The sequence below is a fragment of the Bartonella sp. B39 genome, assembly GCF_053795145.1.
This window is the reverse complement of the sequence record NZ_CP200036.1, coordinates 350756-376726: the sequence shown is the minus strand read 5'-3', so window position 1 is coordinate 376726 and position 25971 is coordinate 350756. Positions and strand designations below refer to the sequence as shown.

The 25971-nt window shown below is 37.7% G+C and carries 20 protein-coding genes; 7 read left to right on the top strand and 13 right to left on the bottom strand.

Going from position 1 to position 25971, the window contains the following annotated elements; genetic code table 11:
* Position 1: 1 nt before the first annotated feature.
* The 3 genes from V4P57_RS01675 (at position 2) to glyS (ending at position 4963) form a co-directional block, all read left to right on the top strand.
* Positions 2–1696 carry a tetratricopeptide repeat protein gene (locus tag V4P57_RS01675; protein ID WP_455466475.1) on the top strand — a complete coding sequence of 565 codons (1695 nt, stop codon included), beginning with the start codon at positions 2–4 and terminating at the stop codon, positions 1694–1696.
* A 101-nt stretch (positions 1697–1797) separates the two neighbouring features.
* Positions 1798–2748: a glycine--tRNA ligase subunit alpha gene (locus tag V4P57_RS01670; RefSeq protein ID WP_455466474.1), complete on the top strand. Its 951-nt coding sequence runs from the start codon at positions 1798–1800 to the stop codon at positions 2746–2748.
* Positions 2741–4963 carry a glycine--tRNA ligase subunit beta gene (gene glyS, locus V4P57_RS01665; protein ID WP_455466473.1) on the top strand — a complete coding sequence of 741 codons (2223 nt, stop codon included), beginning with the start codon at positions 2741–2743 and terminating at the stop codon, positions 4961–4963. The genes V4P57_RS01670 and glyS overlap by 8 nt, the downstream gene beginning before the upstream one ends.
* Positions 4964–5529: 566 nt before the next feature.
* Here glyS and V4P57_RS01660 read toward each other — a convergent pair.
* The 8 genes from V4P57_RS01660 to V4P57_RS01625 form a co-directional block, all read right to left on the bottom strand.
* Complete coding sequence (locus tag V4P57_RS01660; RefSeq protein WP_455466472.1) at positions 5530–6024, bottom strand: F0F1 ATP synthase subunit B; 495 nt, start codon at positions 6022–6024, stop codon at positions 5530–5532.
* A complete protein-coding gene (locus tag V4P57_RS01655) occupies positions 6021–6602 on the bottom strand; it encodes a F0F1 ATP synthase subunit B (RefSeq protein ID WP_455466471.1) in 582 nt (193 codons plus the stop codon). The genes V4P57_RS01660 and V4P57_RS01655 overlap by 4 nt, the downstream gene beginning before the upstream one ends.
* Before the next feature lie 140 nt (positions 6603–6742).
* On the bottom strand, positions 6743–6973 hold the full coding sequence (locus V4P57_RS01650) for a F0F1 ATP synthase subunit C (protein WP_455466470.1): 231 nt from the start codon (positions 6971–6973) through the stop codon (positions 6743–6745).
* Between the two features lie 54 nt (positions 6974–7027).
* Positions 7028–7786 carry a F0F1 ATP synthase subunit A gene (locus V4P57_RS01645; RefSeq protein WP_455466469.1) on the bottom strand — a complete coding sequence of 253 codons (759 nt, stop codon included), beginning with the start codon at positions 7784–7786 and terminating at the stop codon, positions 7028–7030.
* Between the two features lie 7 nt (positions 7787–7793).
* Positions 7794–8219, bottom strand: a complete 426-nt coding sequence (locus tag V4P57_RS01640) for an AtpZ/AtpI family protein (RefSeq protein WP_455466468.1) — start codon at positions 8217–8219, stop codon at positions 7794–7796.
* A gap of 655 nt (positions 8220–8874) precedes the next feature.
* A complete protein-coding gene (der, locus tag V4P57_RS01635) occupies positions 8875–10302 on the bottom strand; it encodes a ribosome biogenesis GTPase Der (RefSeq protein ID WP_455466467.1) in 1428 nt (475 codons plus the stop codon).
* A 3-nt stretch (positions 10303–10305) separates the two neighbouring features.
* The gene (locus V4P57_RS01630; protein ID WP_455466466.1) at positions 10306–10977 is read right to left on the bottom strand and encodes a DUF2659 family protein; all 672 of its coding nucleotides are present in this window, start codon (positions 10975–10977) and stop codon (positions 10306–10308) included.
* A gap of 620 nt (positions 10978–11597) precedes the next feature.
* A complete protein-coding gene (locus tag V4P57_RS01625; RefSeq protein WP_455466465.1) occupies positions 11598–13370 on the bottom strand; it encodes an SLC13 family permease in 1773 nt (590 codons plus the stop codon).
* 370 nt (positions 13371–13740) lie between these two features.
* On the opposite strand from V4P57_RS01625, the gene V4P57_RS01620 reads away from it, so the two are divergent.
* Positions 13741–15432: a hypothetical protein gene (locus V4P57_RS01620; protein ID WP_455466942.1), complete on the top strand. Its 1692-nt coding sequence runs from the start codon at positions 13741–13743 to the stop codon at positions 15430–15432.
* A gap of 148 nt (positions 15433–15580) precedes the next feature.
* Positions 15581–16939: a Na+/H+ antiporter NhaA gene (gene nhaA, locus V4P57_RS01615; RefSeq protein WP_455466464.1), complete on the top strand. Its 1359-nt coding sequence runs from the start codon at positions 15581–15583 to the stop codon at positions 16937–16939.
* A 946-nt stretch (positions 16940–17885) separates the two neighbouring features.
* On the opposite strand, the gene V4P57_RS01610 is transcribed toward nhaA, so the two are convergent.
* Positions 17886–19142, bottom strand: coding sequence for an aspartate kinase (locus V4P57_RS01610; RefSeq protein ID WP_455466463.1), 1257 nt, complete (start codon positions 19140–19142; stop codon positions 17886–17888).
* A gap of 195 nt (positions 19143–19337) precedes the next feature.
* Here V4P57_RS01610 and ubiG point away from each other — a divergent pair, with 195 nt between their 5' ends.
* On the top strand, positions 19338–20084 hold the full coding sequence (ubiG, locus tag V4P57_RS01605; RefSeq protein WP_455466462.1) for a bifunctional 2-polyprenyl-6-hydroxyphenol methylase/3-demethylubiquinol 3-O-methyltransferase UbiG: 747 nt from the start codon (positions 19338–19340) through the stop codon (positions 20082–20084).
* Between the two features lie 8 nt (positions 20085–20092).
* Here the strand turns inward: ubiG and grxC are convergent, their stop codons facing one another.
* Both grxC and V4P57_RS01595 read right to left on the bottom strand, forming a co-directional pair.
* Positions 20093–20356: a glutaredoxin 3 gene (gene grxC, locus V4P57_RS01600; RefSeq protein ID WP_455466461.1), complete on the bottom strand. Its 264-nt coding sequence runs from the start codon at positions 20354–20356 to the stop codon at positions 20093–20095.
* Between the two features lie 48 nt (positions 20357–20404).
* Entirely contained in the window at positions 20405–21190 is a 786-nt protein-coding gene (locus V4P57_RS01595) for a ComF family protein (protein WP_455466460.1), read from the bottom strand.
* A gap of 181 nt (positions 21191–21371) precedes the next feature.
* Here V4P57_RS01595 and V4P57_RS01590 point away from each other — a divergent pair, with 181 nt between their 5' ends.
* The gene (locus tag V4P57_RS01590; protein ID WP_455466459.1) at positions 21372–22256 is read left to right on the top strand and encodes a methyltransferase domain-containing protein; all 885 of its coding nucleotides are present in this window, start codon (positions 21372–21374) and stop codon (positions 22254–22256) included.
* 14 nt (positions 22257–22270) lie between these two features.
* Here V4P57_RS01590 and V4P57_RS01585 read toward each other — a convergent pair whose 3' ends face one another.
* Both V4P57_RS01585 and V4P57_RS01580 read right to left on the bottom strand, forming a co-directional pair.
* Complete coding sequence (locus V4P57_RS01585) at positions 22271–23626, bottom strand: L-cystine transporter (protein WP_455466458.1); 1356 nt, start codon at positions 23624–23626, stop codon at positions 22271–22273.
* Positions 23627–24531: 905 nt separating this feature from the next.
* On the bottom strand, positions 24532–25905 hold the full coding sequence (locus tag V4P57_RS01580; RefSeq protein ID WP_455466457.1) for a glutamate--cysteine ligase: 1374 nt from the start codon (positions 25903–25905) through the stop codon (positions 24532–24534).
* Positions 25906–25971 lie beyond the last annotated feature (66 nt).

The following is a 25971-nucleotide window of genomic DNA, read 5'->3' as shown; positions in this document are numbered from 1 at the left end:
TATGTGCAGTGCAACAATATCCCGCTTTTTTGCTATTTTTGTCGTGGGTATTATGCTGATGCCCGCTGTTACTTACGGTAAAATAAACACTACTACAAATACAGCATCATTTACAGGCGCCTATCTAGCCGGGAGAGTTGCAAATCGTGAAAATAAAACAAATCTTGCCATAAATTATTTTAAACAAGCGCTCGTTTATAAACCTGACAACATAGAAACACAAAAAGAGCTCCTTGAAGCCATGCTCTCCATGGGAGCCTTCAAAGAAGCTATTCAGCAAGCTCAAAAACTAAAAGAGCAAGGCGTTATAACCCCCTTTGTTTCCTTAGCGTTATCAGTAGAAAGTCTTATCAAAAAAGACTACAAAAATGCAAAATTTTTTCTAGAATTAAAAGAATCTCCTGCGCTCAATAACCCAATAGCTGAACTCATCGGTGCATGGGCGACATTCGGATCTGGACAAAAATCTCAGGCAATCACTGATCTTGAAAAAATCAAAGGACCTGATTGGTATGGCCTTTTTATAAGTTATCATCTCGCGCTTATGAGCGACCTTGCAGAACATACAGAAGATGCAAAAAAATATTTCATTCAAGCGCTTAATAACAAACAAGGGAATCTTATAGCCCCTAATACTTATGAACGTATTATCATAGCCTATGCCTCATTCCAATTGCGCCATAATATGCGTAATCAAGCTCTCCAGACTATTAAGAATGGCGAACAAATGTTATCAGGCCGAGAAGTACTCAAGAATATCCGAGAAAAAATTGAAAAAAGTGCTTCCTTAGAAAGATTGGTTAAAACACCTCAACAGGGAGCAGGTGAAGTATTGTACAATTTCGGAACAACCCTCAACCACAAAAACTCAGGACGAATTGCTCGCATTTTCAAGCAATTATCTTTTGCTTTATATCCTCAAAATGATGCAACACTGTTTCAACTGGCACATATTTCTGCTAAATTAGGTGATCCTCACCAAGCAATTAAACTTTACCAAGCTTTACCACCTAAATCCCCTTATTATAGAGATGGACAGCTTCAACTTGCATTTCTGCTTGCAGATCAAAATAATTACAACGAAGCTATCAAATTACTTAACTCATTAAAGAAAAAATTCCCAAAAGATCGTCCTATTTTGATAACGTTAGCCGCTTTTTATATGCAAGATAATAAATTTGTTGAAGCTACCAAAACTTTAGATCATGCTATTACACAAATAAAAAAATTTCAACGAGAGGATTGGAAGCTCTTTTATCAGCGTGGTGTTGCTTTTGAACGTTTAGATCAATGGTCCAAAGCCGAAATCGACCTACGAAAAGCACTTGAATTTTTCCCCAATCAACCCCAAGTCCTTAATTATCTAGGCTATTCACTTGTTGATCGTGGTCAAAAACTTGAAGAATCACTCCATATGCTGCAAAAAGCCTCTACCTTACAAGCGAAGAATAGTTACATCCTAGACTCTCTGGGATGGGCCTATTACAAACTCAAAAAATATAACGAAGCTGTTCAAATATTGGAATCCGCTGTCAAATTACAACCTGAAGATCCAACATTGAATGATCACTTAGGTGATGCCTATTGGCAAGTTGGGCGTAAACGTGAAGCAATATTTCAATGGAATCACGCAATTGATGGAGAAGCAAAAGATTCCAAAAAAATCCAAGAAAAGCTGAAATTTGGCTTGCAATAAATAATGATGCTTGACCACAACCTTATGAAACAATAGACAGTCATGAAGGCTGAAATTCCTTTAGTCGCTATCTGTTGATCGAACATTAAAGAGTATAAAGCGTGAAACTGCCTGAATATCTCAATCCTATGCGTTCTTTTCAGGGACTTATCTTAACTTTACAGAATTATTGGGCCCAGTATGGATGTGCAATTTTGCAACCTTACGATATGGAAGTCGGAGCTGGAACTTTTCATCCAGCAACAACGCTGCACTCATTGGGACCACGCCCTTGGAAAGTGGCTTATGTCCAACCCTCCAGACGCCCAACGGATGGCCGATATGGTAAAAATCCGAATCGCTTACAGCATTATTATCAATTCCAAGTGCTTCTCAAGCCATCTCCCCTCGATTTACAAGAGCTTTATATTAAATCTCTACAAGCTATCGGTCTTGATACAAAGCTACACGATATTCGCTTTGTTGAAGATGATTGGGAAAGCCCAACCCTTGGTGCTTGGGGTCTTGGATGGGAATGTTGGTGCGATGGGATGGAAATCTCTCAATTCACTTATTTTCAACAGGTTTGCGGCATCGAATGCGCCCCAGTTTCAGGAGAACTCACTTATGGATTGGAGCGTTTAGCAATGTATATTCAAGGTGTTGATAATGTCTATGATCTTAATTTTAATGGTTTGGATGGAGAAAATAAAATAAGTTATGGGGATGTTTTTTTACAAACAGAACAAGAATATTCATATTATAACTTCGAATTTGCTGATACAAAAATGCTGCACCAACATTTTATTGATGCAGAGCGTGAATGCATCGCACTCCTTGAAGCTGGAAAACCAAATAAAGAAAATAGTTCACATCGGTGTGTTTTCCCAGCTTATGATCAATGTATTAAAGCCAGCCATATCTTTAATCTTTTGCAAGCACGTGGCGTTATCTCTGTGACCGAACGACAAAGTTATATTCTTCGCGTTCGCGATCTCGCGCGCCGTTGTGGAGAAGCCTTCTTACTCACTGAGGCTGGTCAAATGCATACAAAGGAGAAGTCTAATGTCTGATCTTCTTCTTGAACTTTTCAGTGAAGAGATCCCTGCTCGCATGCAGCGGAAAGCCGCTATTGACCTTAAAAAATGTGTTACAGATCAACTTGTAAATGCAGGATTAACCTATAAAGCTGCTCGCGAATATTGGACACCCCGTCGACTAACATTAGACATACGCGGTCTTTCTATACGCTCAAAGGATATCTATGAAGAACGCAAAGGACCTAGTACAAAATCATCACAACATGTAATTGATGGCTTTCTACGTGTAACGGGACTGAATGATATTTCTGAGGCACACATTGCACGTGATCATAAAAAGGGTGATTTTTATATCGCTAAAATCATCAAAAAAGGACGAAGTGCAGAAGAAATTATTGCTGATATTTTACCAAATATTATTCGCAACTTTCCATGGTCAAAATCTATGCGTTGGGGCAAAGATTCAGCAAAAAGTGGTGCACTGAAGTGGATCCGATCTTTACAAAACATTCTTTGCGTTTTTGGACCGGAAATTGGTGAAACGCATGTTGTTCCATTTACAATTGGTTCTCTCAAAAGCAACAATCTAACCTATGGCCACCGTTTCTTAAGTGATGGGAAACCACTCCAAATCCGTCGTTTTGAGGATTATATCACCAAACTTGAAGCACATAAAGTCATTCTGGACGCAGAAAGGCGAAAGAATATTATTTTGGCTGATGCTCAAAATTTGTGCTTTGCAAATGGCTTGGAACTGGTGCAAGATAGTGCTCTCTTAGAAGAAATTTCAGGACTTGTTGAGTGGCCGGTTACCCTTATCGGCGACTTTGACAAATCTTTCCTTGACATTCCTCCAGAAATTATTCGCTTGACTATTCGGGCCAATCAAAAATGTTTTGTAACACGAAAACAAGGTGAAAAAATAAAACTTTCTCGCCATTTTATTCTTGTTTCTAATATTCTGGCAAGCGATGAAGGAAAAGAAATTTCTAAGGGAAATAGTAAAGTTGTCTGTGCTCGTCTTTCTGATGCACTTTATTTTTGGCAAATAGACCAGCATGATGTGCCCGATATTAAAAATTTGAGACCCTCCAGTCAGAAATTTGATCTTGATTTAAAGAAACCTCTCGATCAAAGAATGGCACGGCTTGATCATTTAAATGTTACTTTTCATGCAAAACTAGGTACACAGGGTGCAAGAGTAGAGCGAATCGCTGCTCTGGCACAAAAAATTGCACCTTTAGTGCAAGTAGAACCTCTCTTAGCTAAACGTGCAGCAATACTTGCAAAAGCTGATTTACAAACAGAAGTTGTCGGAGAATTTCCTGAACTGCAAGGAGTCATGGGACGAAAATATGCCCTCCTTCAAGGAGAAGATCCTCGCGTAGCTGAGGCAATCGAAGACCATTATAAGCCTCAAGGATCAAAAGATCGTATTCCACAAGAACCTCTTGCCATAGCAGTTGCTCTGGCGGATAAAATTGACATGCTCGTCGGATTTTGGCTCATTAATGAAAAACCAACTGGTTCAAAAGATCCCTATGCGTTAAGACGAGCAGCATTGGGAATTATCAGGATTGTACTTTCGCGTGACTGGGAAATTAATCTTATGTCACTGTTTAATCTGGCAATGAATTTTTTCTTACAACAAAAAGCCACATATGAAACATCTCAAATAGAATCTGAACAATCACAAAACCGACTTCTGGAAAAAAAAGAATATATTTTATCAGATTTGTTGTCATTTTTTCATGAACGTTTAAAAATCTATCTAAAAGAGGAAGGTGCTCGTTATGATGCTATTGAAGCAGTCTTAAACAAAGATGCTGAGGATTTGTTATTGATTGCGCGACGTGTCGAGGCGCTTATCGCTTTTATCAATACAAATGATGGAGGCAGCTTTTTAGGCGCTGTAAAACGTACTATAAACATTCTTGAAAATGAATGTCAAAAAGGCTTAACAATAGCAAATGAAATTAACCCTGAGCTCTTTATTGAAACAGAAGAAAAACAGCTGTATCAAGCAGTCATTGAAATAGAAAAAAAGGTTTGTGACCACATCAATGCTCAAAATGTATCAGGTGCACTCAATACGCTGGCGCAGCTGAGAGGATTTATTGATACATTTTTCGAAAACGTATTGGTGAATGATAAAAACCCCAATGTGCGTACTAACCGTTTCGCGCTTCTCAGGCGTATCCATCGTATTACACAAGCGGTTGCAGACTTCTCAAAACTTGTAGTCTGAAATCTATAAATTGAAAAAATATTATGAAAAATTTCAGTATGGAGCTTGAGACAATTTTAAGCTGTTGTAGAATTTGTAGCGTAAATGATATTTTATAATATTGATAAAAAAATTAAGTAAATCATTAAACAACAAGCATTTGATTTATAATGATAGTTTATTATTCTCTATATTAAATTAAAATATCAAACATAGTAAGAGTCTCCCACTTCAAACTCCCTCATTACATTGTGTAATAAAAATCATTTGCTTGCGCATCATAGAAAAAATCAACATATTCACAAAAACTATTTTAGAAAAGAGGCATTCTAATAGAGCATCTTAATTCAAGAGCAGTCGCAACACTTTGAGCTGATAATATACCAGTTTGTGCCTTCATAAGCGTAAAGATAATAGTAGCCTATGAATCCTGCGTTATACCTCCCATGGCAGTAGCGAAAAATAGACTTGGAAGCTGTAAAGATGCCTCTCTAAATTAAGTGCGTAAATTAATAGTGCAAAACAAAGCCGAAAAAGACTAAAGTACTTAATCTTAAATCAGTACTTTGCAACACTTCAAACTGCCGTTAATTAAGATATGTTTTCATTTTAGTAAGAGATTCTTCACAAAGAGAATCCTTAACGAGTTCGTTCGCTTTATGAGAATTTAGTTCTTTTGCAATAAGCGTACGGGCAGCGGAAACCGCCAAATCGATAGCAGATGAAGAAACCATACGTATTGCATTAACTTCTGCTTGAGCAATTTTTTGCTCTGCCAATTTATTGCGATTTTTTACATACTCTTCTGCTTTTGTACGAGCTTCAGAGACAATAGCCTCAACTTCATGCCTAGCTGCTGCAATAATCTCTTGCGCATCCTTTTCTGCTTCCGCATGTTTTCGCTGATATTCAGCTAACACCTCCTGTGCTTCTTCACGAAGACGAAGAGCCTCATCAAGCTCATCTTTAATACGCTTTGCCCGTGCATCAAGGTGGTGCACAGCCAACTGTGGAATTTTGAAATAGACCAAAAGAATCAAAAAAAGAACTAACCCAACAAAAGCCCAAAAAGTATCTGTCATTTTTGTATCCTTTGGTAATCTACAGCTTTAACAGCTGAACTAACAGATTCTTGGCTGACTTCAACATCAATCAATTTCTTTACAATTTCAAGAGCTACTTCTTCAGCAATTGAACCAACATTTTGCATAGCTTTATCCCGAATCTTTGCTATCTGTTTTTCAGCATCTGCTAGCTTTTTCTCTAAACTTGCTTCAATTTCTTTTCTTTCAAACTCAACTTTTTCCTTTATCTCCTCACCAGCTGCCTGCGCTATAACATGGGCTTGTGAACGCGCTTCCATTAATTTTCGCTCGTAAGTTTCAACTACACTGTCTGCTTCTTGCTTCAGACGCATCGCCTGATCCAAATCAGATGCGATTCGATCTCGACGTGTTTCAATAACACCACCAATACGTGGTACAATTACACGAGAGATGAAAAGATAAAAAAGCCCAAAAGAAATCGCTAACCAAAAAAGATGTGACCCAAAATGCACGAAATCAAAAGGTGGAAACACACGATCCGCATGCTCTGCTGCATTTTTAATATGCCCTATCGGTGTTTCAGTGTTCTGTGCATAAGCGCTAGAAACAAGCATTCTATCTCATCCTTCAAACAGCTTACTAAAGCCCTTTAATTGAAAACAAATGACAGCTGATTAATGGTTTTTTCTAATGCAAAATCCAAAGAGCATACCCGCCTTTCATGAAGAAAGCAGGAATACCCCTTTTAAAATGATTAAACCGCAAAAAGAAGCAACAAAGCAATAAGCAATGAAAAAATGCCTAAAGCTTCTGTTACAGCAAAACCAAAAACGAGACGACCAAACTGACTATCTGCTGCCGATGGATTGCGCAATGCACCAGAAAGATAATTACCAAAAATGTTGCCAAGGCCCAAAGCTGTCCCCGCCATACCAAAGCAAGCAAGACCAGCACCAATATATTTTGCTGCAAGCACTAATTCCATATTATTCTCCTTTAAAGCAAAATTGTATAATTCGACGGAAACCCGCCAGTTTTGTTAATGTCCCGGATGGACTGAATCATTAAGATACATACAAGTTAAAACCGTAAACACGTAAGCTTGAAGAAATGCAACCAAAAATTCAAGAGCAGTAATTGCTACGGTCATGATAAGCGGTAAAATTGAACCACCAATGCCCATGATCCCTACTCCAATCATTGAGACAATAAAACCAGAAAATACTTTAAGGGTAATATGACCAGCAAGCATATTAGCAAAAAGACGGAGTGAAAGACTAATAGGGCGAGAAAAAAAAGAAATAACCTCAATCATCGTAACCAGAGGTAAAATCACAACAGGCACACCACTGGGAACGAATAGTCTCAAAAAACCAACCCCATGCTTATAAAAACCATAACCAATAACCGTCAAAATCACCAACATCGCCAGTGAGAATGTGATCATAATCTGAGAGGTAATCGTATAAAAATAGGGAAAAAGCCCAATAAAATTAGCAACTAAAATAAAAGTAAATAAGGAAAAAACTAAAGGGAAAAATTGCATTCCCTGCACCCCAGATGATCCCCGCAAAGTCGATGCTACAAATTCATACGCCATCTCTGAAAGAGATTGCATTCTTGTCGGAACTAACCCACGACTTGATGATGAAATGAAGAGGAAAGCTGAAGTCACAACAACTGTAGCCACTATAAAAAACGATACATTCGTAAACGAAAAATCCATATTTCCTATGGAAATATTAATTAGCCGTGTAATCTCAAACTGATGGATAGGATCTGGAGCGTGCGATGTCACTTCAACCTCATTTATCGGACCTCTTATCGGCCCCTTTATCTTTGCGCAATGCGCCTTTTTTCTCTAATTGGCTGGGAGCAATATACCCCACAGACCGAAGAATACTCAATACACCCGCGGCGAATCCAAGAAAAAGAAAAAACACCAAACCCCATGGCAATGATCCAACTAGCTTATCAAACCCCAATCCCAAAACAACGCCCACAATAACACTTGCCAAAAACTCACTGGAAAGCTTAATTGCACGAGCTACCGTCCTTTGTGGCTCTTCTTCCTCATTCTCACATCTCCGCTTCTTTAATGCTTCTTTGCGCATTAAAGCCAAACCTAAATTCTTACTACGACATTCTAAATCCTCTGAATGAAAACAGTCTTCTTGCCTTTTCTCTTCAGCTTCCTTTTCTGGTACAACGTGTTCGTTGCCCTTCGCCATAATTGGCTCCTTAATAAAAAAGCAAAGTCAAAACGCACCTTGCAAGACCGTCATTAACATATTGTTCTCAAATTTATTCGTCAAGCCACTAAAAGAAATCTATCACAATTTATCGCATAAATAACATATCCTTCAATTTTATGAACTCTAGCCATTCATGTACCTTCAAATAATCACCATCATCTGTGTGATAAAATGTGACTGTCTCACCTTAAAAAGCTATACGCATCCTCATATGACAACTCTAAAAACATATTGAGAAAACATCTCCTGAAATAGATCAATTGTCGTACATGCTTATCCATCGTTCATAAATAAAATAAGCCTTAAGGATTATCCATCCTTTGAATCATGTATTTATTCCTGGTTTGCAATGATAAACTTTGCAAATATTGCCATTTTCTCTTTTCTGTATAAACAGCTATAAATAATGGCATTTTTGTCTACTAATATATCTTACTGACTGATGGTAAGATGGTAAAAAGGTTCTTGTCGCAAAAATAAATTTTATTTTCCTTATTTATCGAAGATAAAGTCGTTATCTTTTGATAATGACCTATTGCTTTTCAATATTAAAACTCTGTACTTCATGAAAAATCTTATTTTTTACTTTCTTTTCAACGCATATTTCATGAACTTTAATAACAGGAAGGGACTATTTCTTTTTGGAGCGTGCTGCAAAAGGATTCTCAGATGCCCGTAATGATATGCGAATTGGTATACCTGGCATCTCAAATGTATCACGTAATCCATTGGAAAGATAACGCAAATAGGATTGGGGCATTACCTTTGGTCGTGAACAAGAAATCACAAACCCAGGCGGACGTGTTTTAACTTGTGTTATATATTTAACCTTAAGTCGGCGCCCCGAAATTGCAGGTGGGGGATGATGTGCGATGGCAGTTTCAAGCCATCGGTTAAGTTTTCCGGTGGAAATACGGTGATTCCACACACGGTGCATCATAGTGATATTTTCCATCATTTTATCAATCCCTTGGCCATATTGACCCGATAAAGGAACAGCTCTCAAACCACGAACTTGAGGAAGAAGGCGGGCGCATTTTTCATGTAAATCGACCAATGTTACCTGGCTATTTTCAACAAGATCCCACTTATTAAAAGCAATAAGTGGAACACGCCCTTCACGAATCACAAGATCAGCAATTTGTAAATCTTGCTTTTCAAAAGGCGTAGTTGCATCAAAAACGATCACAACCACTTCTGCAAAACGGATTGCACGTAAAGTATCCGCAACAGAAAGTTTTTCTAATTTTTCTTGAATCTTCGACTTTCGACGCAATCCTGCCGTATCAAAAAGTTTAATATGTCGACCACGCCATTCCCAATCTACAGAAATAGAATCACGTGTAATCCCCGCTTCAGGTCCCGTTAACAAACGATCTTGTCCCAACATCCTGTTAATGAGGGTAGATTTCCCCGTGTTTGGGCGACCAGCGATTGCAATCCGAAGGGGTTTACTTTCATCATAAACAGAGCCTTCTTCCTCCAAATCATTCACATAATTATCAACAGATGTCAGCTGTGTAGTAATATATTTTTCTTCGTTTTTGCTTTCAAAATCTCTCTCTTTACCAAGAGAATCCACAATTGCATGACGAAGATCTGAAAGACCCAAACCATGTTCAGCGGATATTTGACAGGGCTCACCAAAACCTAATGACCACGCCTCATACTCTCCCTCTGTTGCTGCTTTTGACTCAGATTTATTGGCAACAAGCACAATCGGTTTTCCTGATTTGCGAACCAATGAAGCAAAATTTAAATCACTCAGTGTTATTCCACTTTTTGCATCAAACACGAACAAAATAAGATCAGCTTCCTCAATAGCAGCTTTTGTATGAGAACGCATACGACCTTCAAGTGTATGATCGCCCGCTTCTTCCAACCCAGCTGTATCAATCACATCAAAACGTAGATCTTGAAGTTTCGCCGCATGAATACGCCGATCACGCGTAACGCCTGGCTTATCATCAACCAAAGCCAATTTTTGTCCAACCAAACGATTAAAAAGCGTTGACTTCCCAACATTTGGGCGACCAACTATAGCAATGGTAAGGCTCATAAATTATTCCTTATTTGCCTTGCCCTCAGCTTGTATAAGCTCAAGCATAATTCGAGCCCGACCCGTCACTTTTGATCCTAAAACATCTTCTTCAGAAATTTTTCGAAAATAAGCAACTGCCTCATCCATTTTATCTGCTTTATACGCTGCTAAACCTAGAGCCTCTCTCGCGGACATACGCATAGGATCAATATCATTCGTCATATCTTTAACACGCTTTTTAACATCATCGAAGTTCCCTGTATCAACCAAAATATAAGCTGCCCGAATTTTTGCCACTTTTCGTAAAATTTGTGGTGCCCCTTCATCAGCTGCAACAGAATCAAAGAGCTCCACCGATTTAACAGCATCACCTTGTTCCATAAGTAAAGACGCTTCACGCAAACGAGCAAGAAAAGGATACCCCCCAAAATTAGAAGCTTTAACATTCTCTAAGTGCTTTATCGCCTCATCAAAATGACGTGTGTCTGCAAACTCAAGGCTTTTTACAAATGTATCACCAATATAATCGACTTTCCTTATTTGTTCATGATGATAAATCTGATAGGCAACGATCATCAGTATAAAAAGAATGACTGCCCCAATAATCGAAAAACCGTAGCGTCTCCAAAAAGCAAGAGCCTTTTCCTGACGAAATTCTGCATTAACTTCAGCAATAAAACTATCATACGACATATATCATACCTTGAAAAAAATTCTTTTCTGTGTTTTTACGCATAAATAAACAAAGATGGTAGTCCTAATTAACTAAAAAACTTAAAATTTCTTACTCATTAGTCTCAAATCAATGTGTATCTAAATCGATTGAACTTTTACAGCTGCATCAATAAAAAATGATGTAACCGTTTTTGGTTCATATTATAGTTTTTATGTCTCTTTTATTTTGCAAAAAAGTTATCACTTCCTTCATACCTCTCATTTATGCTTGCCTATAATCTTAAGAGCTATTTGAAGCCCCATCATCCACATGCAGGAAACTACCTTTAAAAGCCTTAAGATCAACAGTTGTATTGCACTTTTTAAAACTCTCAGTTGTAGAATTACAGTGGGGAAAGCAATTTACTAAAAAATCTTTACCAAAAAAGGCATCGTTTAATTCCCATAATTGAAAATATCTACAACAAAATAAACAAACTTTGCCCTTAACATAAAAGGGGTTCTAACGTGCTACAATAGAACACAATTCAAAATCAAAACTTTCAGCAAAACTCTTTGCATAAAATATATTTTTTAAACTTAATCTTTATCTGATTGGCGAACTTTTTATGATTGATACTTACAATTTCTAAAATACTTTATTGTAATGGCCAAATCCACATAAGCATTGGAACCGCAACAATGACTATTAATACCGCCAGCGGAGCACCAAAACGTGGGTAATCACTAAAACGATACCCCCCTGGTGCCATCACGAGCATATTACTTTGATGTCCAATAGGAGTGAGAAACTCACACCCCGCACCAATTGCAACAGCCATCAGAAAAGCTTCCGGTTTATAATGGAGAGAATGGGCAAAACTTGACGCAATTGGTGCTACCATCATCACTGTTGCTGCGTTATTCAAAAATGGCGTTACTAACATAGATGTAATCAACATAAGTGCTAATGCACCAGATGGTGGAAAAAACACTGCTAATTGGCTAAGCCACTGACCGATGAGGTTCGTGCATCCTGTCTTTTCTAGTGCTTCACTCACCGGAATAAGGGCTGCTAATAACACTAATATTTGGCCATCTAATACCTGATACAAGTCACGCGCTGGCAAAACCCGAAAAATAACCATTGCAGCAGCAGCAGAAAAGAAAGAAAATGCAACTGGAACGATCTGAAAAGCCGTAAAAATAACTGCTATAAAAAGAATAGCTAAAGATACGAAACCATGTCGTAAATTGCCAAACACAATATTACGTTTTGCTAAGGGCAAACATTTCAGTTCCCTTAACAAAGTTGGAATAACCATATCCTGTCCCTGCAAAACAATCACATCTCCAAGATGGAAAATAATATCACCAAGCCTGCCCCGTACCCTTTCATGCTGGCGACTTAACGCAAGCAAATTCACATCATAACGATCAAAGAGTGAAAAACTTTTCGCACTGATGCCAATAAGAGGCGAATTATGTGTGATGACTGCTTCAACAATATCAATGTCACTATCCTTATCACCTGTGGAAATAGTGCGATCCGTAGAAAATTCTAAACGAGCAGCACTCATAACACTATCTAGCCCTGTATGAGAACCTTCCAGTAAAACAATATCTCTTTCAGACAAAACAAAATCTGGAAGTGGCGAAATGGATACTTCGTTTCTAATGATTTGAACAACCATAACATCACCACCAGAAGGCTTAACGAGATCAACAATGGTTTTCCCCACAATCGGTGAATTTGTTGGAATATGCACTTCCGAAACATAATTACGAATATCAATAGCATCATCAAACGAAACACCCGAACGTACACGCACAGGTAAACGCCAAGAAAAAAAGATCAAATATAGAATACCAGCCGTAGCAACAGCTGCACCAACCGGCGTAAAATCAAACATGGTAAAAGAAGCCCCCGTTAAACGTTCTTGCATAGCTGAAACAACAACGTTGGGGGAAGTTCCTATCTGTGTCATAAGACCACCTAACAAAGAACCAAATGCCATTGGCATCAAAAAGATAGAAGGTGAAACCTGAGAACGACGAGCAAATTGAAAAGCAATAGGAAGCATGATAGCCAAAGCACCAATGTTTTTAACAAACATTGATAAAAACACTACAGAAATGACCAAAAAAGCTAACTGAAAGCGCACTGATTTCACGTCTGGCCATATTCGTTGGATAATGAATTCCATTATACCAGAACGCGATACAGCCGTACTGACAACAAACACGCTCCCCACAATAATAACAATATCATTGCTAAAACCGCTAAATGCCTCCTTCGGGCTAACAAGACCAACGGCGCAAGCAATCAATAATGTACAAATAGCGACAAGATCATAACGAAATCGATCCCAAATAAAAACAACCATCATGAGGCCAATAATAGAAAAAGCCATTATTTGATTTTCGGTCATGATACCTATCTCTCCCCGTTAGATTACAATGAGCAACATATCTTTTATGTTTTAACTGTTCCTATAAACAGCAGCAAGATAAAAGCAAACATGAAGTTACTTTAGAACGATTTTAAAGTGGTAAAATTATGATTAAGCATATACTTCCCTCTGTCTGTTATACGTGCTTATTATAAGATACTGAAACTAGAGAAAATTGGTGGCAGTTAATAAACGTGTTGCAAATAAGATGAAAATGAATCTACATAGTGTAAAAGAGGGTGAAGGTAGATTGTTGAAACTGATACACACAACATCTGAAGCTTTGTTGTTGCTTTAACGGAATTTCTCTCCATCCTCATAGAGAGTAATAAACGCGAAAGAAGAAATGATGATTAATCTGAATAGTGGGTATCGAGGTAATCTAAAATACTGGCTGACTTTTATTCTTGGATTTGTTGGTGTCTTAGCAATTGTAGTTGTTGGGGGTTTTTATATAGCAAAACCCTACATTGACAGTTTTGTCAGACGAGAAATAGCCCGTCATTCTATAAAAGCGGAGACATCCGAAGTCAGTATCATGGGCAAAGTCAATTTAACAAATGTTACGCTACCAGTTCCTTCTGGCACATCGCTTAAAATTGGTGCTATCTCTGCCCGCCCTCCTATTTCCTTTATTCCTGGCAATTTCACGCTTTATAATATTGATTTAAAGCACGATAATATTCACGTACAAATTCCCCAAATCTCTCTTAAGAGCGTATCCTTAAAAGAAAAGGATACCACGATCACATCACGCCTTTTGCAATCAATTATGCGTATTGAGCTTTCCTCAATTGCTGCTCCGGATATACGGCTTTCTATAAAAAATAAAAATAAACCAATCGAAAAAGTTGAAGTAAAGAATTTTCAGCTTTCTGATTTTAAAAATGGTTATATCCGTTCTGTTGGCATCAAAAACATGAATCTTACAGCGATAGCCGCAAATGGTGCCAAGAAGATGCATCTTATCGCCAAAAGCGATACAATAAAAGCGCATAATATTGATATCAACTACGCCTATTCCATCATTTTGGGAAAAAACAGCGCTTTCAATCAAGGAAAAACCGTTGCTGGTCCCGTTTCTCTGAGTAATATAATGGTCGATGTTTTTGAAGAAACAAAAAAAAGCGCCTCTTTATCTCTCGGACAATTTAAAACATCTGGTCTGAAGATGAAGCTGCTCGAACAAACACCTGAAAAATTGATCAAAGCTTATCTTAACGCAAGAAAAGAAAATAATCAGGCTGTTGAAAAAACAGCACTAAATGCTATTCTCATAAACATCCTCCTCGCTGTTACCTCATTTGATGCCAAAATTGATAAAGTCGCCATTGATGTGCCGCAGCTGAAGGCAGCACTTGAATCATTCGAATTCAAACCAAGCCAATGGGAGCAGCCTATACCAAAAAAACTTCTTATCTCTTTCAATAACCTTTCAATTTTACCTAAAAAAATAAAAGAAAAAGACTTAAAACTCTTTAAAAAAATAGGTATTGAACATTTTTATTTTTCAGAAAAATTGGATATTTCTTACGATGAAAAAAAGCGTATACTTTCTCTTAATACAATGTCTTTTAACGTGAAAAATGTTGGATCTGGAGAAATATCGGCGAAGATTGCTAATGTTGATGAAAAGCTCTTTTCTGCCCAAAAAGACTTAATGGTTGCTGCTTCTCAGGACATTGGTATCATGGATGTTGATATCCGTTATACGGATGCTGGTTTTATTGATAAGCTTTTTTCTTATCTTGCGCTAAATCTTCACGATACAAAACATGATCTCAAAAAAGAACTCTATGATAATTTCTATCTGATGATGACACAAAGTCCAAAAATACTTCTAAAAGATCATGATGAAGCTGAAAATATTTCCAAATCTCTGGGTGACTTCGCTAAAAATCCTCAAACATTGACCATAAAAATTAAAGCGAAAGACAACAAAGGTCTCACAATAACTGATCTTGAAAGAGTACTACAAAATGACTTGTCCACAGCTTTGAACAAAGTACATCTCACTATCAAGAATGAAGCATCACCTTAAAAGACGTGTTCAGCTTTTAATATGATGGTCTTGGCTGTAATTGAGTACTTTATTTCTCTTTTTTCTTTTGTATGATACAAAAGGACATCGTGTAGGGAGTTTATGCAAAAATATATATTAATAAAACCGCCGATGGTTGGAGTTGTTCATGTCTGATTTATCTTCGAATCGCTTGCCTAACCGTGCTTCTCGTGTCACGAATCAAGCGCTTTCTGCTCTTGAGCGTTTTCTCCATATTGAAGCTCTCAGCGGTATAGTTCTTTTATTAGCTGCTGCTGCTGCACTTGTTTTTGCCAATTCTCAATATGCTTCTCTCTATGAATCATTCTGGCATACACCTTTTGGCTTTAACTTTGGCCGTTTCAGCCTCTCATGGGATTTACATTTCTGGGTTAATGATGCTCTTATGACTGTTTTCTTTCTTGTCGCAGGAATGGAGATCCGGCGAGAAATTCATGAAGGTGCTCTCGCTGATTTTAGACAAGCAATTTTGCCAATTGTTGCAGCAATAGGTGGAGTTTGTCTCCCTGCAGTTATTTATCTCAGTTTTAACTTTCACGGGGGGCATGCGAATGGTTGGGCTGTGCCAACAGCAACAGATATTGCCTTTGCGCTAGGAATTTTAGCTCTTCTTGGAAAAAATATTCCCTCTAACCTTCATATCATTCTCTTATCCCTAGCAATTATTGATGATATTATTGCTGTTCTCATTATTGCTTTCTTTTACTCAACGAACATTGATCACAGTGGTTTAATTATTGCCACAGCAGGCATTTCTTTGGTATTATTTTTTCAATGGATTGGTATTGCTTCGGCATGGCTTTACATTTTACCTGGTGCAATCATCTGGTGGGGTTTAATGGTAACAGGTGTTCATCCATCACTTGCCGGTGTGATTTTAGGCATGATGACTCCGGTTTTTCCTACCCGAACCTTAGTAGCGCCACTCACCATGTTAAGCAATGCGATGCAAGTTCTCCAAGAAAAAAATGTAAAAACGGATTTGCACCATATCTCAACTGCATTGAAAAAAATGCGTAAAGGACAACGTGATATGATTGCACCAGTGACGCGTGTTCAGAAAGCATTGCATCCATGGGTCGCATACGGTGTTATGCCAATCTTTGCCTTTGCAAATGCCGGTGTTAGTTTTGCAAATTTCGACCTTTCTTCTCATGAACCATTCTTCATTGTGCTTGGTATTGTTATTGGCCTCTTTGTTGGTAAACCTTTGGGTATTGTTATTGCCAGTTATTTGGCAGTAAAATCAGGATTGTGCCGCCTGCCTCCTCAAATGACTTGGACAGGTGTTTTGCTCATTGGATTTTTAGCGGGAATTGGCTTCACAATGTCCATCTTTGTTTCAATGCTTGCTTTTAAAGATATCATCTTACTTGATTCTGCAAAAATTGGTGTCCTTTGTGGATCTGGTTTATCTGCTCTTTTCGGCCTTGGATATGGGTTTGTTTACATCAAGCATAATAAAAAAAATTCTCATAGCCCTTAGTAAACCAAAGGACAATGTCCTTTATGCTAACCTTTTCAAAAGCGATTTGGTTCATTTATTGAGCTATAGTTTAGCATAATCACAGAAACGAATAAGGAAAAGTGCCCTAACATATTTTGCTTCTTCATAAATGAATAAGTGCATTGCCTTTCTTTAATCTATTCAACTTTATTGTGCAGTTGTATGAAAGAAATCCATTACAATGATGTATGATTTGTAAAATAATGTATCTTCATCTTATTTCATCATTCAGATCCCAACTGGTTCATGTAGATAAACTACATATGTAAGATAACCAACAAGTAAGAGATACGGAACAAATTATCTATCAATGTCTTTTTCTAAGGTTATCGCTGACCAGTTTTCGAATGTCTCAATCTTTATCACTCCTCTAATTATGAAAACTGTGGTTTCCATAACCAAGTGGATTATCATCTTCTTCATTGAGAATTATGGAGCACTTTTTTATTGTGCTTGATATAAATAAGGATATATCCAAAGCCTACAAGAGCAGATCGATTATAACCCCAAAATCCATATGCAGGGAAAAAAGCAAGCTTTTGCGCATTTTGTAAATTGAGAATATCTCTTTATGAACAATTGCTCAATAAATCCTTACTCTCGATGCTTATTTACCCTCGAAAAGGAGAGAATTCTCCCACGCGATACACAGAAAATTTTTAACAATCATTTGAGAAAAGCAAAACATCAATGGAAAATATCTCATCAACTCTATTTTGCATAATTTCATGAATAATCTGATAAAATCAAATCTAAGGATTCTATAATTTCACTGAATATTTACAAAAATTCCTGCCGAACAGACATATTTGAACACGTAGCAACTTCTTCTCTTCCCCCAAACGCTTAAGTAGAAACTCCAAGATTCCCTACATATATGAATGCTTCATATTATTTGAAAATCTTTTTAGGAATAAAAAAATGCTTAACCCTTATCAAGTCCATAAACGGCATGTAATGTTCTGACCGCAAGTTCAGTATAAGCACTATCAATTAAAACAGAAATCTTAATCTCTGAAGTCGTAATTGCTTGAATATTAATGCCTTTTTCCGCCAAAGCCTTAAATGCTGTAGCCGCAACACCTGCATGACTGCGCATTCCAATACCAATAACAGATACCTTGGCAAGATTGCTTTCAAATTGAATAACGTCAAACCCTATCTCTTTACGATTTTTCTTGAGAAGCGCAACGGCTTTATCTACATCTGTTGATGGTACAGTAAAAGTCATATCGGTTTTTGAGCCATCTTCAGAAATATTTTGCACAATCATATCGACATTAATCCGCTCTTCAGCTAAAGGACCAAAAATTGCTGCGGAAATCCCTGGACGATCTGCAAGTCTACGGAGAGAGATTTGTGCTTCATCCTTAGCAAAAGCAATACCAGTAACATTCTGTTGTTCCACGATTTCATCCTCATCGCAAATAAGTGTTCCAGAAGAATTCATTGGATCACCCATACCTAAAGCATCGGGATCCTCAAAACTTGAGCGCACAAAGGTACGAACTTTATGAACCATTGCCAATTCAACAGAACGAACCTGTAAAACTTTTGCTCCAAGAGAAGCCATTTCTAGCATTTCTTCAAAAGCAACTTTTGGTAAACGACGTGCCTTAGGTTCTATACGCGGATCCGTTGTATAAACGCCATCCACATCTGTATAAATATCACAGCGATCAGCTTGTATAGCCGCCGCTATAGCAACAGCACTCGTATCTGATCCGCCACGCCCTAAGGTGGAAATCCGATTATCCGGAGCTATCCCTTGAAAACCAGCAATAACTGCTACCTGACCTTCTTGAAAACACTGTATTAAAAAAGATCCATCAATGTCTGTAATGCGTGCACGACTATGCGCACTATCTGTATGGATAGGAATTTGCCAACCGAGCCATGAACGAGCATTCACTCCCATTGCTTGGAGTGTAAGAGCCAATAAGCCCGCTGTTACCTGCTCACCAGAAGCGACAATCACATCATATTCGTAATCATCTTTATGCATCGGTGAAGCGTCACGTGTCCATTGAACAAGTTCATCGGTTTTTCCAGCCATCGCAGATACCACAACAGCAATCTCATTGCCTGCTTCTACTTCTCTTTTGACATGCCGTGCAACATTACGAATACGTTCAATGTTTGCCACAGACGTCCCACCGAATTTCATGACAATGCGTGCCATCAATAACACTCCCACCTTTACGTTTCTTATCTCAAACGATAATGTGGATAAGATCTTACTGCCGTATCAAAAATTGTTTTTTCACATACCGAATATCTACAATTTGTGCAAGTTTAGTTATGTTTATATTAATTTCTCTTGACTTTATAACAAAATCTACCTGTCTTGATCATAAAAAAGTAAAAGGAATGCGACATGATAAATGAAATGCGTACCACCATCGATCCAAATGAAATTGATCATTTTTCACGTATTGCTGCGGAATGGTGGAATCCACAAGGGAAATTTCGCCCACTTCATCAATTCAATCCAGCACGTCTTGCTTATATCAGAGAAAAAATCTGTTCAGAATTTAATCGCGATCCCGTTTCACTTATGCCATTCGAAAATTTGAGGATTCTTGATATTGGTTGTGGAGGTGGTTTGTTATGCGAACCAATGGCACGCCTTGGTGCTACGGTTGTAGGAGCTGATGCGGCACAAACCAATATTGAAGTAGCAAAAATCCACGCAGCTCAAAATGGCCTTTCCATTGACTACCGTGCCACTACTGCAGAAGCACTAGCCAATGAAGGAGAGCAATTTGATATCATCCTCAATATGGAAGTTGTTGAACATGTAGCCAATGTTAACCTCTTCATAGAAGCCACAGCAAAAATGCTTAAACCACAAGGACTGATGTTTGTTTCAACACTCAACCGCACGTGGAAAGCGTGGGGACTAGCTATTATAGGCGCTGAATATATTCTACGTTGGCTTCCGAAAGGGACCCATAACTACAAAAAATTCTTAAAACCTCAGGAACTTAAAAATTTCTTATCAAAAAATGCTCTCACTGTCATTGACGAAGTCGGTATTACTTATAATCCATTAAACGACAGCTGGAATCGCTCAAGAGATATGGATGTTAACTATCTTCTTTTAACAAAGAATCTTAGATGAACATGTTTTCACAATTTCTGGACATCTTGCAACAAAGAATTGAGCTTCCCCTCATCTTCTAAAGCGTATAGATCATCGCAACCGCCAACATGATAATCACCTACAAAAATTTGTGGAAATGTATTACGCCCATTCGCTCGCTGCACCATTTCTTGGCGAAGAGAAGTTGATGCATCAATGTCTGTATATTTTATCCCTTTTTTATCAAGCAAATCACGCGCTCTCGTGCAATAAGGACAGTCAGGACGTGTATAAAGTATTACTTCTTTCATAGTATTATCCTCCAATGTTTTCAAAATAGTGTCAACCTAAATCTCTTCTTAAGAATCAGGTAATATGGAATCCTCTTTTAGTACACGCGAAAATGTTAGCACATCCACCTGCCGTGCACCTGCACGCTTTAATGTTGTAGCCGCCGCTGTAACAGTCGCACCCGTTGTGTAAACATCATCAATCAATAAAATAGAACGCCCCTTTAAATACTTTTTAACTTTATGTGGCACCTCAAATGCATTCAGCATATTTAATTTTCGTTCCCCGGCAGATAAACTCACCTGTGGACGGGTATGTCGACAACGAACAAGCCAGCCAGGCTTAAAAATTTTGTTCTGCACTGCTGCGATATAACGAGCAAGCTCTGCAGATTGATTGTAACGCCGTTTCAAAAAACGACGAAAATACAAAGGGATAGAAATGATAACATCACAATCATCAATAATCTCGCGCCCAGCAGATACCATCCAATTAGCCATAAAAGATGCTAATTCTATATGATCACTATATTTCAATCGCATCACCAAAGCTTGCGCCACCCCTTTATGAACAATAGCCGAGCGAACACGCGAAAAAGGAAGGGAATTTTTAAGAGCTTCACCACTAAGAAAACCATCCCCCATATCACAAACAAAAGGAATTCCCATAACAGGACAATAAGGTTTTGTGATAAATTGAAGACCTTTCCAACACTCAGAGCAGATCGTACCACAAGCAGAAACTCTTTGCCTACATCCAGGACAAATTGGCGGATATAAAATTGTTAGCAAGCGCTCAATGAACTTATTTAATATATTCCTGCCATTTAAAGCCACTTCTTGAAAACATAGCATCGTTAATTTAGCCTTTTATAGCTCCCCTGTATAAAAAAACCTTTCGTATCTCTTAACTTTAATTCCTTTATAAACTCTTACTCTTTATAATTTTTTTCTTTCACACCATAAACTTGACAGAGCTTGTGTAAAATGAACTTTCTCAAAACATACGCATTACAGATCGAAAGACCTTAACGATATGTCGCATCCTTTAATTTTTGATCACGACCGCATTGAACAATTTCGTAAACGTGCTTTCCAAAAAGCAAAAGAGGGATATGACTTTTTACTGTCTCACATGGCTGAAGATCTCTATAAACGTCTTTGTACTGTTGATCGCCTCTTTGCATTAGCTCTCGATTTACACAGCCATACAGACCTTGCTGCGCAAGCTTTGATAAAATCTGGAAAAGTCCATTCTATAGAACGTGTTGAAACTGATATGCTCTATCAAAGCCATGACAAAAAATTTCATTTACGTTATCGAGAATTGCTTGATTTTCCTCAAAGTTATTGTGACCTTATCGTTTCACTTCTTTCATTACAAATAACCAATGATACCCCTGGCGTTCTCAGCCAAATAAAAAATATTCTGAAACCAGATGGCTTATTTCTGGCCGTTATGGCTGGAGCTGGTACATTAAGAGAATTGCGCGAAAGTTTGTTGCAAGCTGACATTGAAATCTACGGCGGAGCAAGCCCTAGAATCTATCCTTTTGCCGACATTCGTGAGGTAGGGACCCTTTTGCAGCGTGCTGGCTTTGCTATACCTGTCGCAGATATTGAAGATGTCACAATACGCTACGATACAATGTTTGATCTTATGCATGATCTTAAAGCTATGGGAATGCAAAATGCGCTCATCAATCGTTCACGGCGCCCTGTATCCAAGCGCTTTTTTCTCCGTGCGGCTGAAATCTATGCACAACGATTTAGCGATTCTGATGGCCGTATTCGAGCACATTTTTCCTTCATTTGGCTTTCTGGTTGGGCCCCTCACCCAAATCAGCAAAAACCTATAAAGCCCGGCTCAGCGCAAATATCTCTTGCAAATGTTTTAGTAAAACAGCAAAAAAAATCATAAACTCAACATGCAAACTATTTTTCAAAGACGCTTTTGTCCGTTGTTCTTAACATCTGACTGGTTATAGTCCCAGCCAACATTGAATCATTTACATTTAAAGCTGTACGTCCCATATCAATTAAAGGTTCAATAGACATGAGTACAGCAACCAAAGAAACAGGAAGCCCCATAATTGGCAACACAATCAATGCAGCGAAAATAGCACCACCACCAACACCAGCAACACCAATAGAGCTCAATGTTACAACACCAACAAGAGTAGCAATCCAAGTAAGATCAAAGGGGTTAACACCTATAGAGGGTGCAACCATAGTCGCAAGCATTGCTGGATAAAGACCTGCACAACCATTTTGTCCAATTGTTGCTCCAAAAGAGGCTGCAAAACTCGCAACGGATTGCGGAACACCAATCCATCGCGTTTGAGCCTCAATATTTAAAGGAATACTTGCCGCACTTGAACGGCTGCTAAAAGCAAATGTCAAAACTGGCAAAACTTTTTTGAAAAAAAGAAACGGATTAATTCCAGATATACCGAGCAATATGCCATGGATCCCAAACATAAGGATAATACCAACATAGGAAGCAACAATAAAAACCAATAAATTTAAAATATCTGTAATATGCGAGGTTGCTCCTACCTTTGTCATAAGGGCATAAATACCATAAGGAGTCAAAGCAATCACGATACGGACCAACCGCGTAATCCAAGATTGTGACACTTGAATAAATAAAAGCGCTTTGTCTCCTTTTTCTGGATCATCTTTCTTTAAAAGAAGAACTGCAACTCCCAAAAAGGATGCAAAAATAACAACACTGATAATTGATGTGCGCTTGGCTCCACTTAATTCAGCAAATGGGTTTTTAGGAATCAAAGATAAAATCATCTTTGGAACATTCATATCTCCAAGTTGAGAAATACGATCATCAAGAATAGCAGAAACATTTTGCCCTTCATGTACCAAACCATTTGCTGTTAATCCAAAGAAATTAACCACAAAAACGCCAACCAACGCCGAAAGAGCAGTTGTAAAGAGCAATATTGAAATTGTTATTATACTCATTTTGCCAACAGCATAAACAGAATGCAAATGAGCAACCGCTGAGACGATAGAGACAAAAACCAATGGCATAACAACCATTTGTAGTAATAAAATATAGCCATCACCAACAATATTAAACCATTCAACGGATTTCAACAAAGTGGTTTCACCTTCTCCATGAATGATTTGTAAAATACTTCCAAAAATTAATCCAAGGATAAGTCCTAGCATGACACGCAATGAGAGACTCCATTCCATCCTCTTACTTTGAGCAATCCATAACAAAAAAATAACAAATAAAAATAAATTGATGAAAAAGTTAAATGTCATTGTTTATGTCCACTACTGTCATGCTTGATGTTGAATAATATGCATAGCTCAAATCAATGCCTGATATCTGGATGTAAAATATAAAGCTTACGAGGTTTTTAAAAAATCATTATTTTTTAATTTATCGGTGAGAAGAGAATTTTTTCTCTACTAACAACTGTTTAAAGAAGATAAAAAATCAAATAAAATTATTTTACTATTATTTATAATAAATAATTTTAACAAGATGAAATATAAACAGCCCTATGAATCTGCATATTATAAAAGATAATTTAAATACCTATTACTATGTGAATGATATTATCATCCTCTCCGGACACTTAAAGCAATAAGAGCTTTCTTCAAAAAATAAATAAACTGACGAACAATTCTATGCCTTATTTTATACAGTACTCAATCATCCTACCAGTGTAGTAGTGCCATTCTCAGCAGCTTTTATTGCCACTTCGTTTAAAATGTACAGCATTTTTTTGGAATAAAAATTTGATTTATAATGATAATTCATTGTTTTGCATATTGAATAAGAAGTTTAAATATCTTAAAGTTTCTTCATTTTAAGCTCTTCCATATTGAATCAATGGAAATCATCCGTTCGCACGTCACAACCAAGATTAGCGTGTGGGTAGAAACCGTTAAAGAAAAGAACAAAAATGCCTCTTTTATGAATGCTCTCAAATGCAAGAGCAGATACACAACTTTGGATTAAGTAGATATTATAAGAGTACAAGTTTGTCATTTACAGATGACAATGCCGAATAAATCCTGCATTATACCCTTTCATGAACGACACAGAGAAATAGAATTGAAAACAAAATGAGAGATATCTCTAAAGAGAAACCGTGAAGGAGAAACAACAATAATATACCCTTTTTTGAAAGTGCAAAGCAGCTCTTTTTCTTTAAAATTTAATAGGCACATTCTAAAAATATAGGTTCCACAGTACCATCCCAAATAGAGTGATAAAGAGATAAAAATTTATCAGAATCTGTTTGGCCTATTGCAATGACCTCTTCTAAAGGAACGAGAAAACGTGTTTCATCCAAACCATCTACATCATACTGTCTACGATTTTTTAAACCCTTGCGCGAAATAGCAATAACCTGACGTGCCAATTCTAAAATAATGGTCTGGCGAAAAGGTGTTTTTAAACCTTCTTTTGGGACACGTTTTCGCAACTCTAAAACTTCTTCAAAACACCAATCTTTTGTCAACGCCTCTGCCTCATTTAGTGCTTCACTATCATAAAGAAGGCCAACCCAAAAAGCAGACAACGCACAAATACGCTGCAAAGATCCTCCATCAGCACCTCTCATTTCTAAAAATCGTTTTAAGCGTACTTCGGGGAACAAAGTCGATAAATGATTGATCCAATCTCCTATATTTGGAGTTGAATTTACAATCTGCCCTTTTAAAGCCCCATTCATAAATTGGCGAAATGTTACATGTGTACAATCATGATAATGACCATTGCGGACAACGAAATACATTGGCACATCAAGAGCCCATTCAACATAATCCAAAAAGCCAAAATGCTCAGAAAATATAAAGGGGAGAACCCCAGATCTTTGATTATCAGTATCGCACCAAATTTCAGAACGCCAAGATAAAAAGCCATTTGGGCGCCCTTCAGTAAAAGGTGAACTGGCAAATAATGCCGTTGCAATGGACTGCAGCTTCATCGATACCTGCATTTTTCGCCGCATATCAGTTTCAGAGGAAAAATCAAGGTTGACTTGAATAGTTGATGTTCGATACATCATATCAAGGCCACTTGTACCAACTTTCGGCATATAATCGGTCATAATTTGATAACGTGACTTTGGCATCCGCGGAGTTTCAGCTAATGTCCATTTTGGACTAGCACCGATACCGAGAAAACCAATACCCAATGGCTCTGAAACTCTCTTGAGAAGAGTTAAGTGCTTCATCACCTCGCAATAAGTATGACCAATTGTTTCCAGTGGTGCACCGGATAATTCAAATTGCCCTCCAGGTTCCAAAGAAATAGCACCTTGATCAACTGATCCTACGAGCCCAATAATATTTCCTTCATCTAAAATGGGTGTCCATCCTAAAACTTTTTGCATTCCCTCTAGAAGCGCACGGATTCCCCTTGTACCATCATACGGAACAGGACGGAAACCATCTCTATAGAATGGAAATTTTTCATGTTCTGTACCAATACGCCAATCATTTTCTGTTTTACACCCCCCTTGGAAATAGCTAACCAGAGAATCTAAGTTATAAATTTCACTTTCATCAGTTATATCAAGCGCCATAACTTATTATATCCTATCATCAGTTCCATCATTTTAAATGAATCGTTTAGAATGATTTTACAAACT

Coding starts and splice junctions, on each gene's coding strand:
- V4P57_RS01585 (WP_455466458.1), bottom strand. CDS start 23,626: ATGACATTTAACTTTTTCATCAATTTATTTTTATTTGTTATTTTTTTG.
- V4P57_RS01675 (WP_455466475.1), top strand. CDS start 2: ATGTGCAGTGCAACAATATCCCGCTTTTTTGCTATTTTTGTCGTGGGT.
- glyS (WP_455466473.1), top strand. CDS start 2,741: ATGTCTGATCTTCTTCTTGAACTTTTCAGTGAAGAGATCCCTGCTCGC.
- V4P57_RS01625 (WP_455466465.1), bottom strand. CDS start 13,370: ATGACCGAAAATCAAATAATGGCTTTTTCTATTATTGGCCTCATGATG.
- nhaA (WP_455466464.1), top strand. CDS start 15,581: ATGTCTGATTTATCTTCGAATCGCTTGCCTAACCGTGCTTCTCGTGTC.
- V4P57_RS01580 (WP_455466457.1), bottom strand. CDS start 25,905: ATGGCGCTTGATATAACTGATGAAAGTGAAATTTATAACTTAGATTCT.
- V4P57_RS01595 (WP_455466460.1), bottom strand. CDS start 21,190: ATGCTATGTTTTCAAGAAGTGGCTTTAAATGGCAGGAATATATTAAAT.
- der (WP_455466467.1), bottom strand. CDS start 10,302: ATGAGCCTTACCATTGCTATAGTTGGTCGCCCAAATGTTGGGAAGTCA.
- V4P57_RS01660 (WP_455466472.1), bottom strand. CDS start 6,024: ATGACAGATACTTTTTGGGCTTTTGTTGGGTTAGTTCTTTTTTTGATT.
- V4P57_RS01655 (WP_455466471.1), bottom strand. CDS start 6,602: ATGCTTGTTTCTAGCGCTTATGCACAGAACACTGAAACACCGATAGGG.
- grxC (WP_455466461.1), bottom strand. CDS start 20,356: ATGAAAGAAGTAATACTTTATACACGTCCTGACTGTCCTTATTGCACG.
- V4P57_RS01640 (WP_455466468.1), bottom strand. CDS start 8,219: ATGGCGAAGGGCAACGAACACGTTGTACCAGAAAAGGAAGCTGAAGAG.
- V4P57_RS01610 (WP_455466463.1), bottom strand. CDS start 19,142: ATGGCACGCATTGTCATGAAATTCGGTGGGACGTCTGTGGCAAACATT.
- V4P57_RS01650 (WP_455466470.1), bottom strand. CDS start 6,973: ATGGAATTAGTGCTTGCAGCAAAATATATTGGTGCTGGTCTTGCTTGC.
- ubiG (WP_455466462.1), top strand. CDS start 19,338: ATGATAAATGAAATGCGTACCACCATCGATCCAAATGAAATTGATCAT.
- V4P57_RS01590 (WP_455466459.1), top strand. CDS start 21,372: ATGTCGCATCCTTTAATTTTTGATCACGACCGCATTGAACAATTTCGT.
- V4P57_RS01630 (WP_455466466.1), bottom strand. CDS start 10,977: ATGTCGTATGATAGTTTTATTGCTGAAGTTAATGCAGAATTTCGTCAG.
- V4P57_RS01620 (WP_455466942.1), top strand. CDS start 13,741: ATGATTAATCTGAATAGTGGGTATCGAGGTAATCTAAAATACTGGCTG.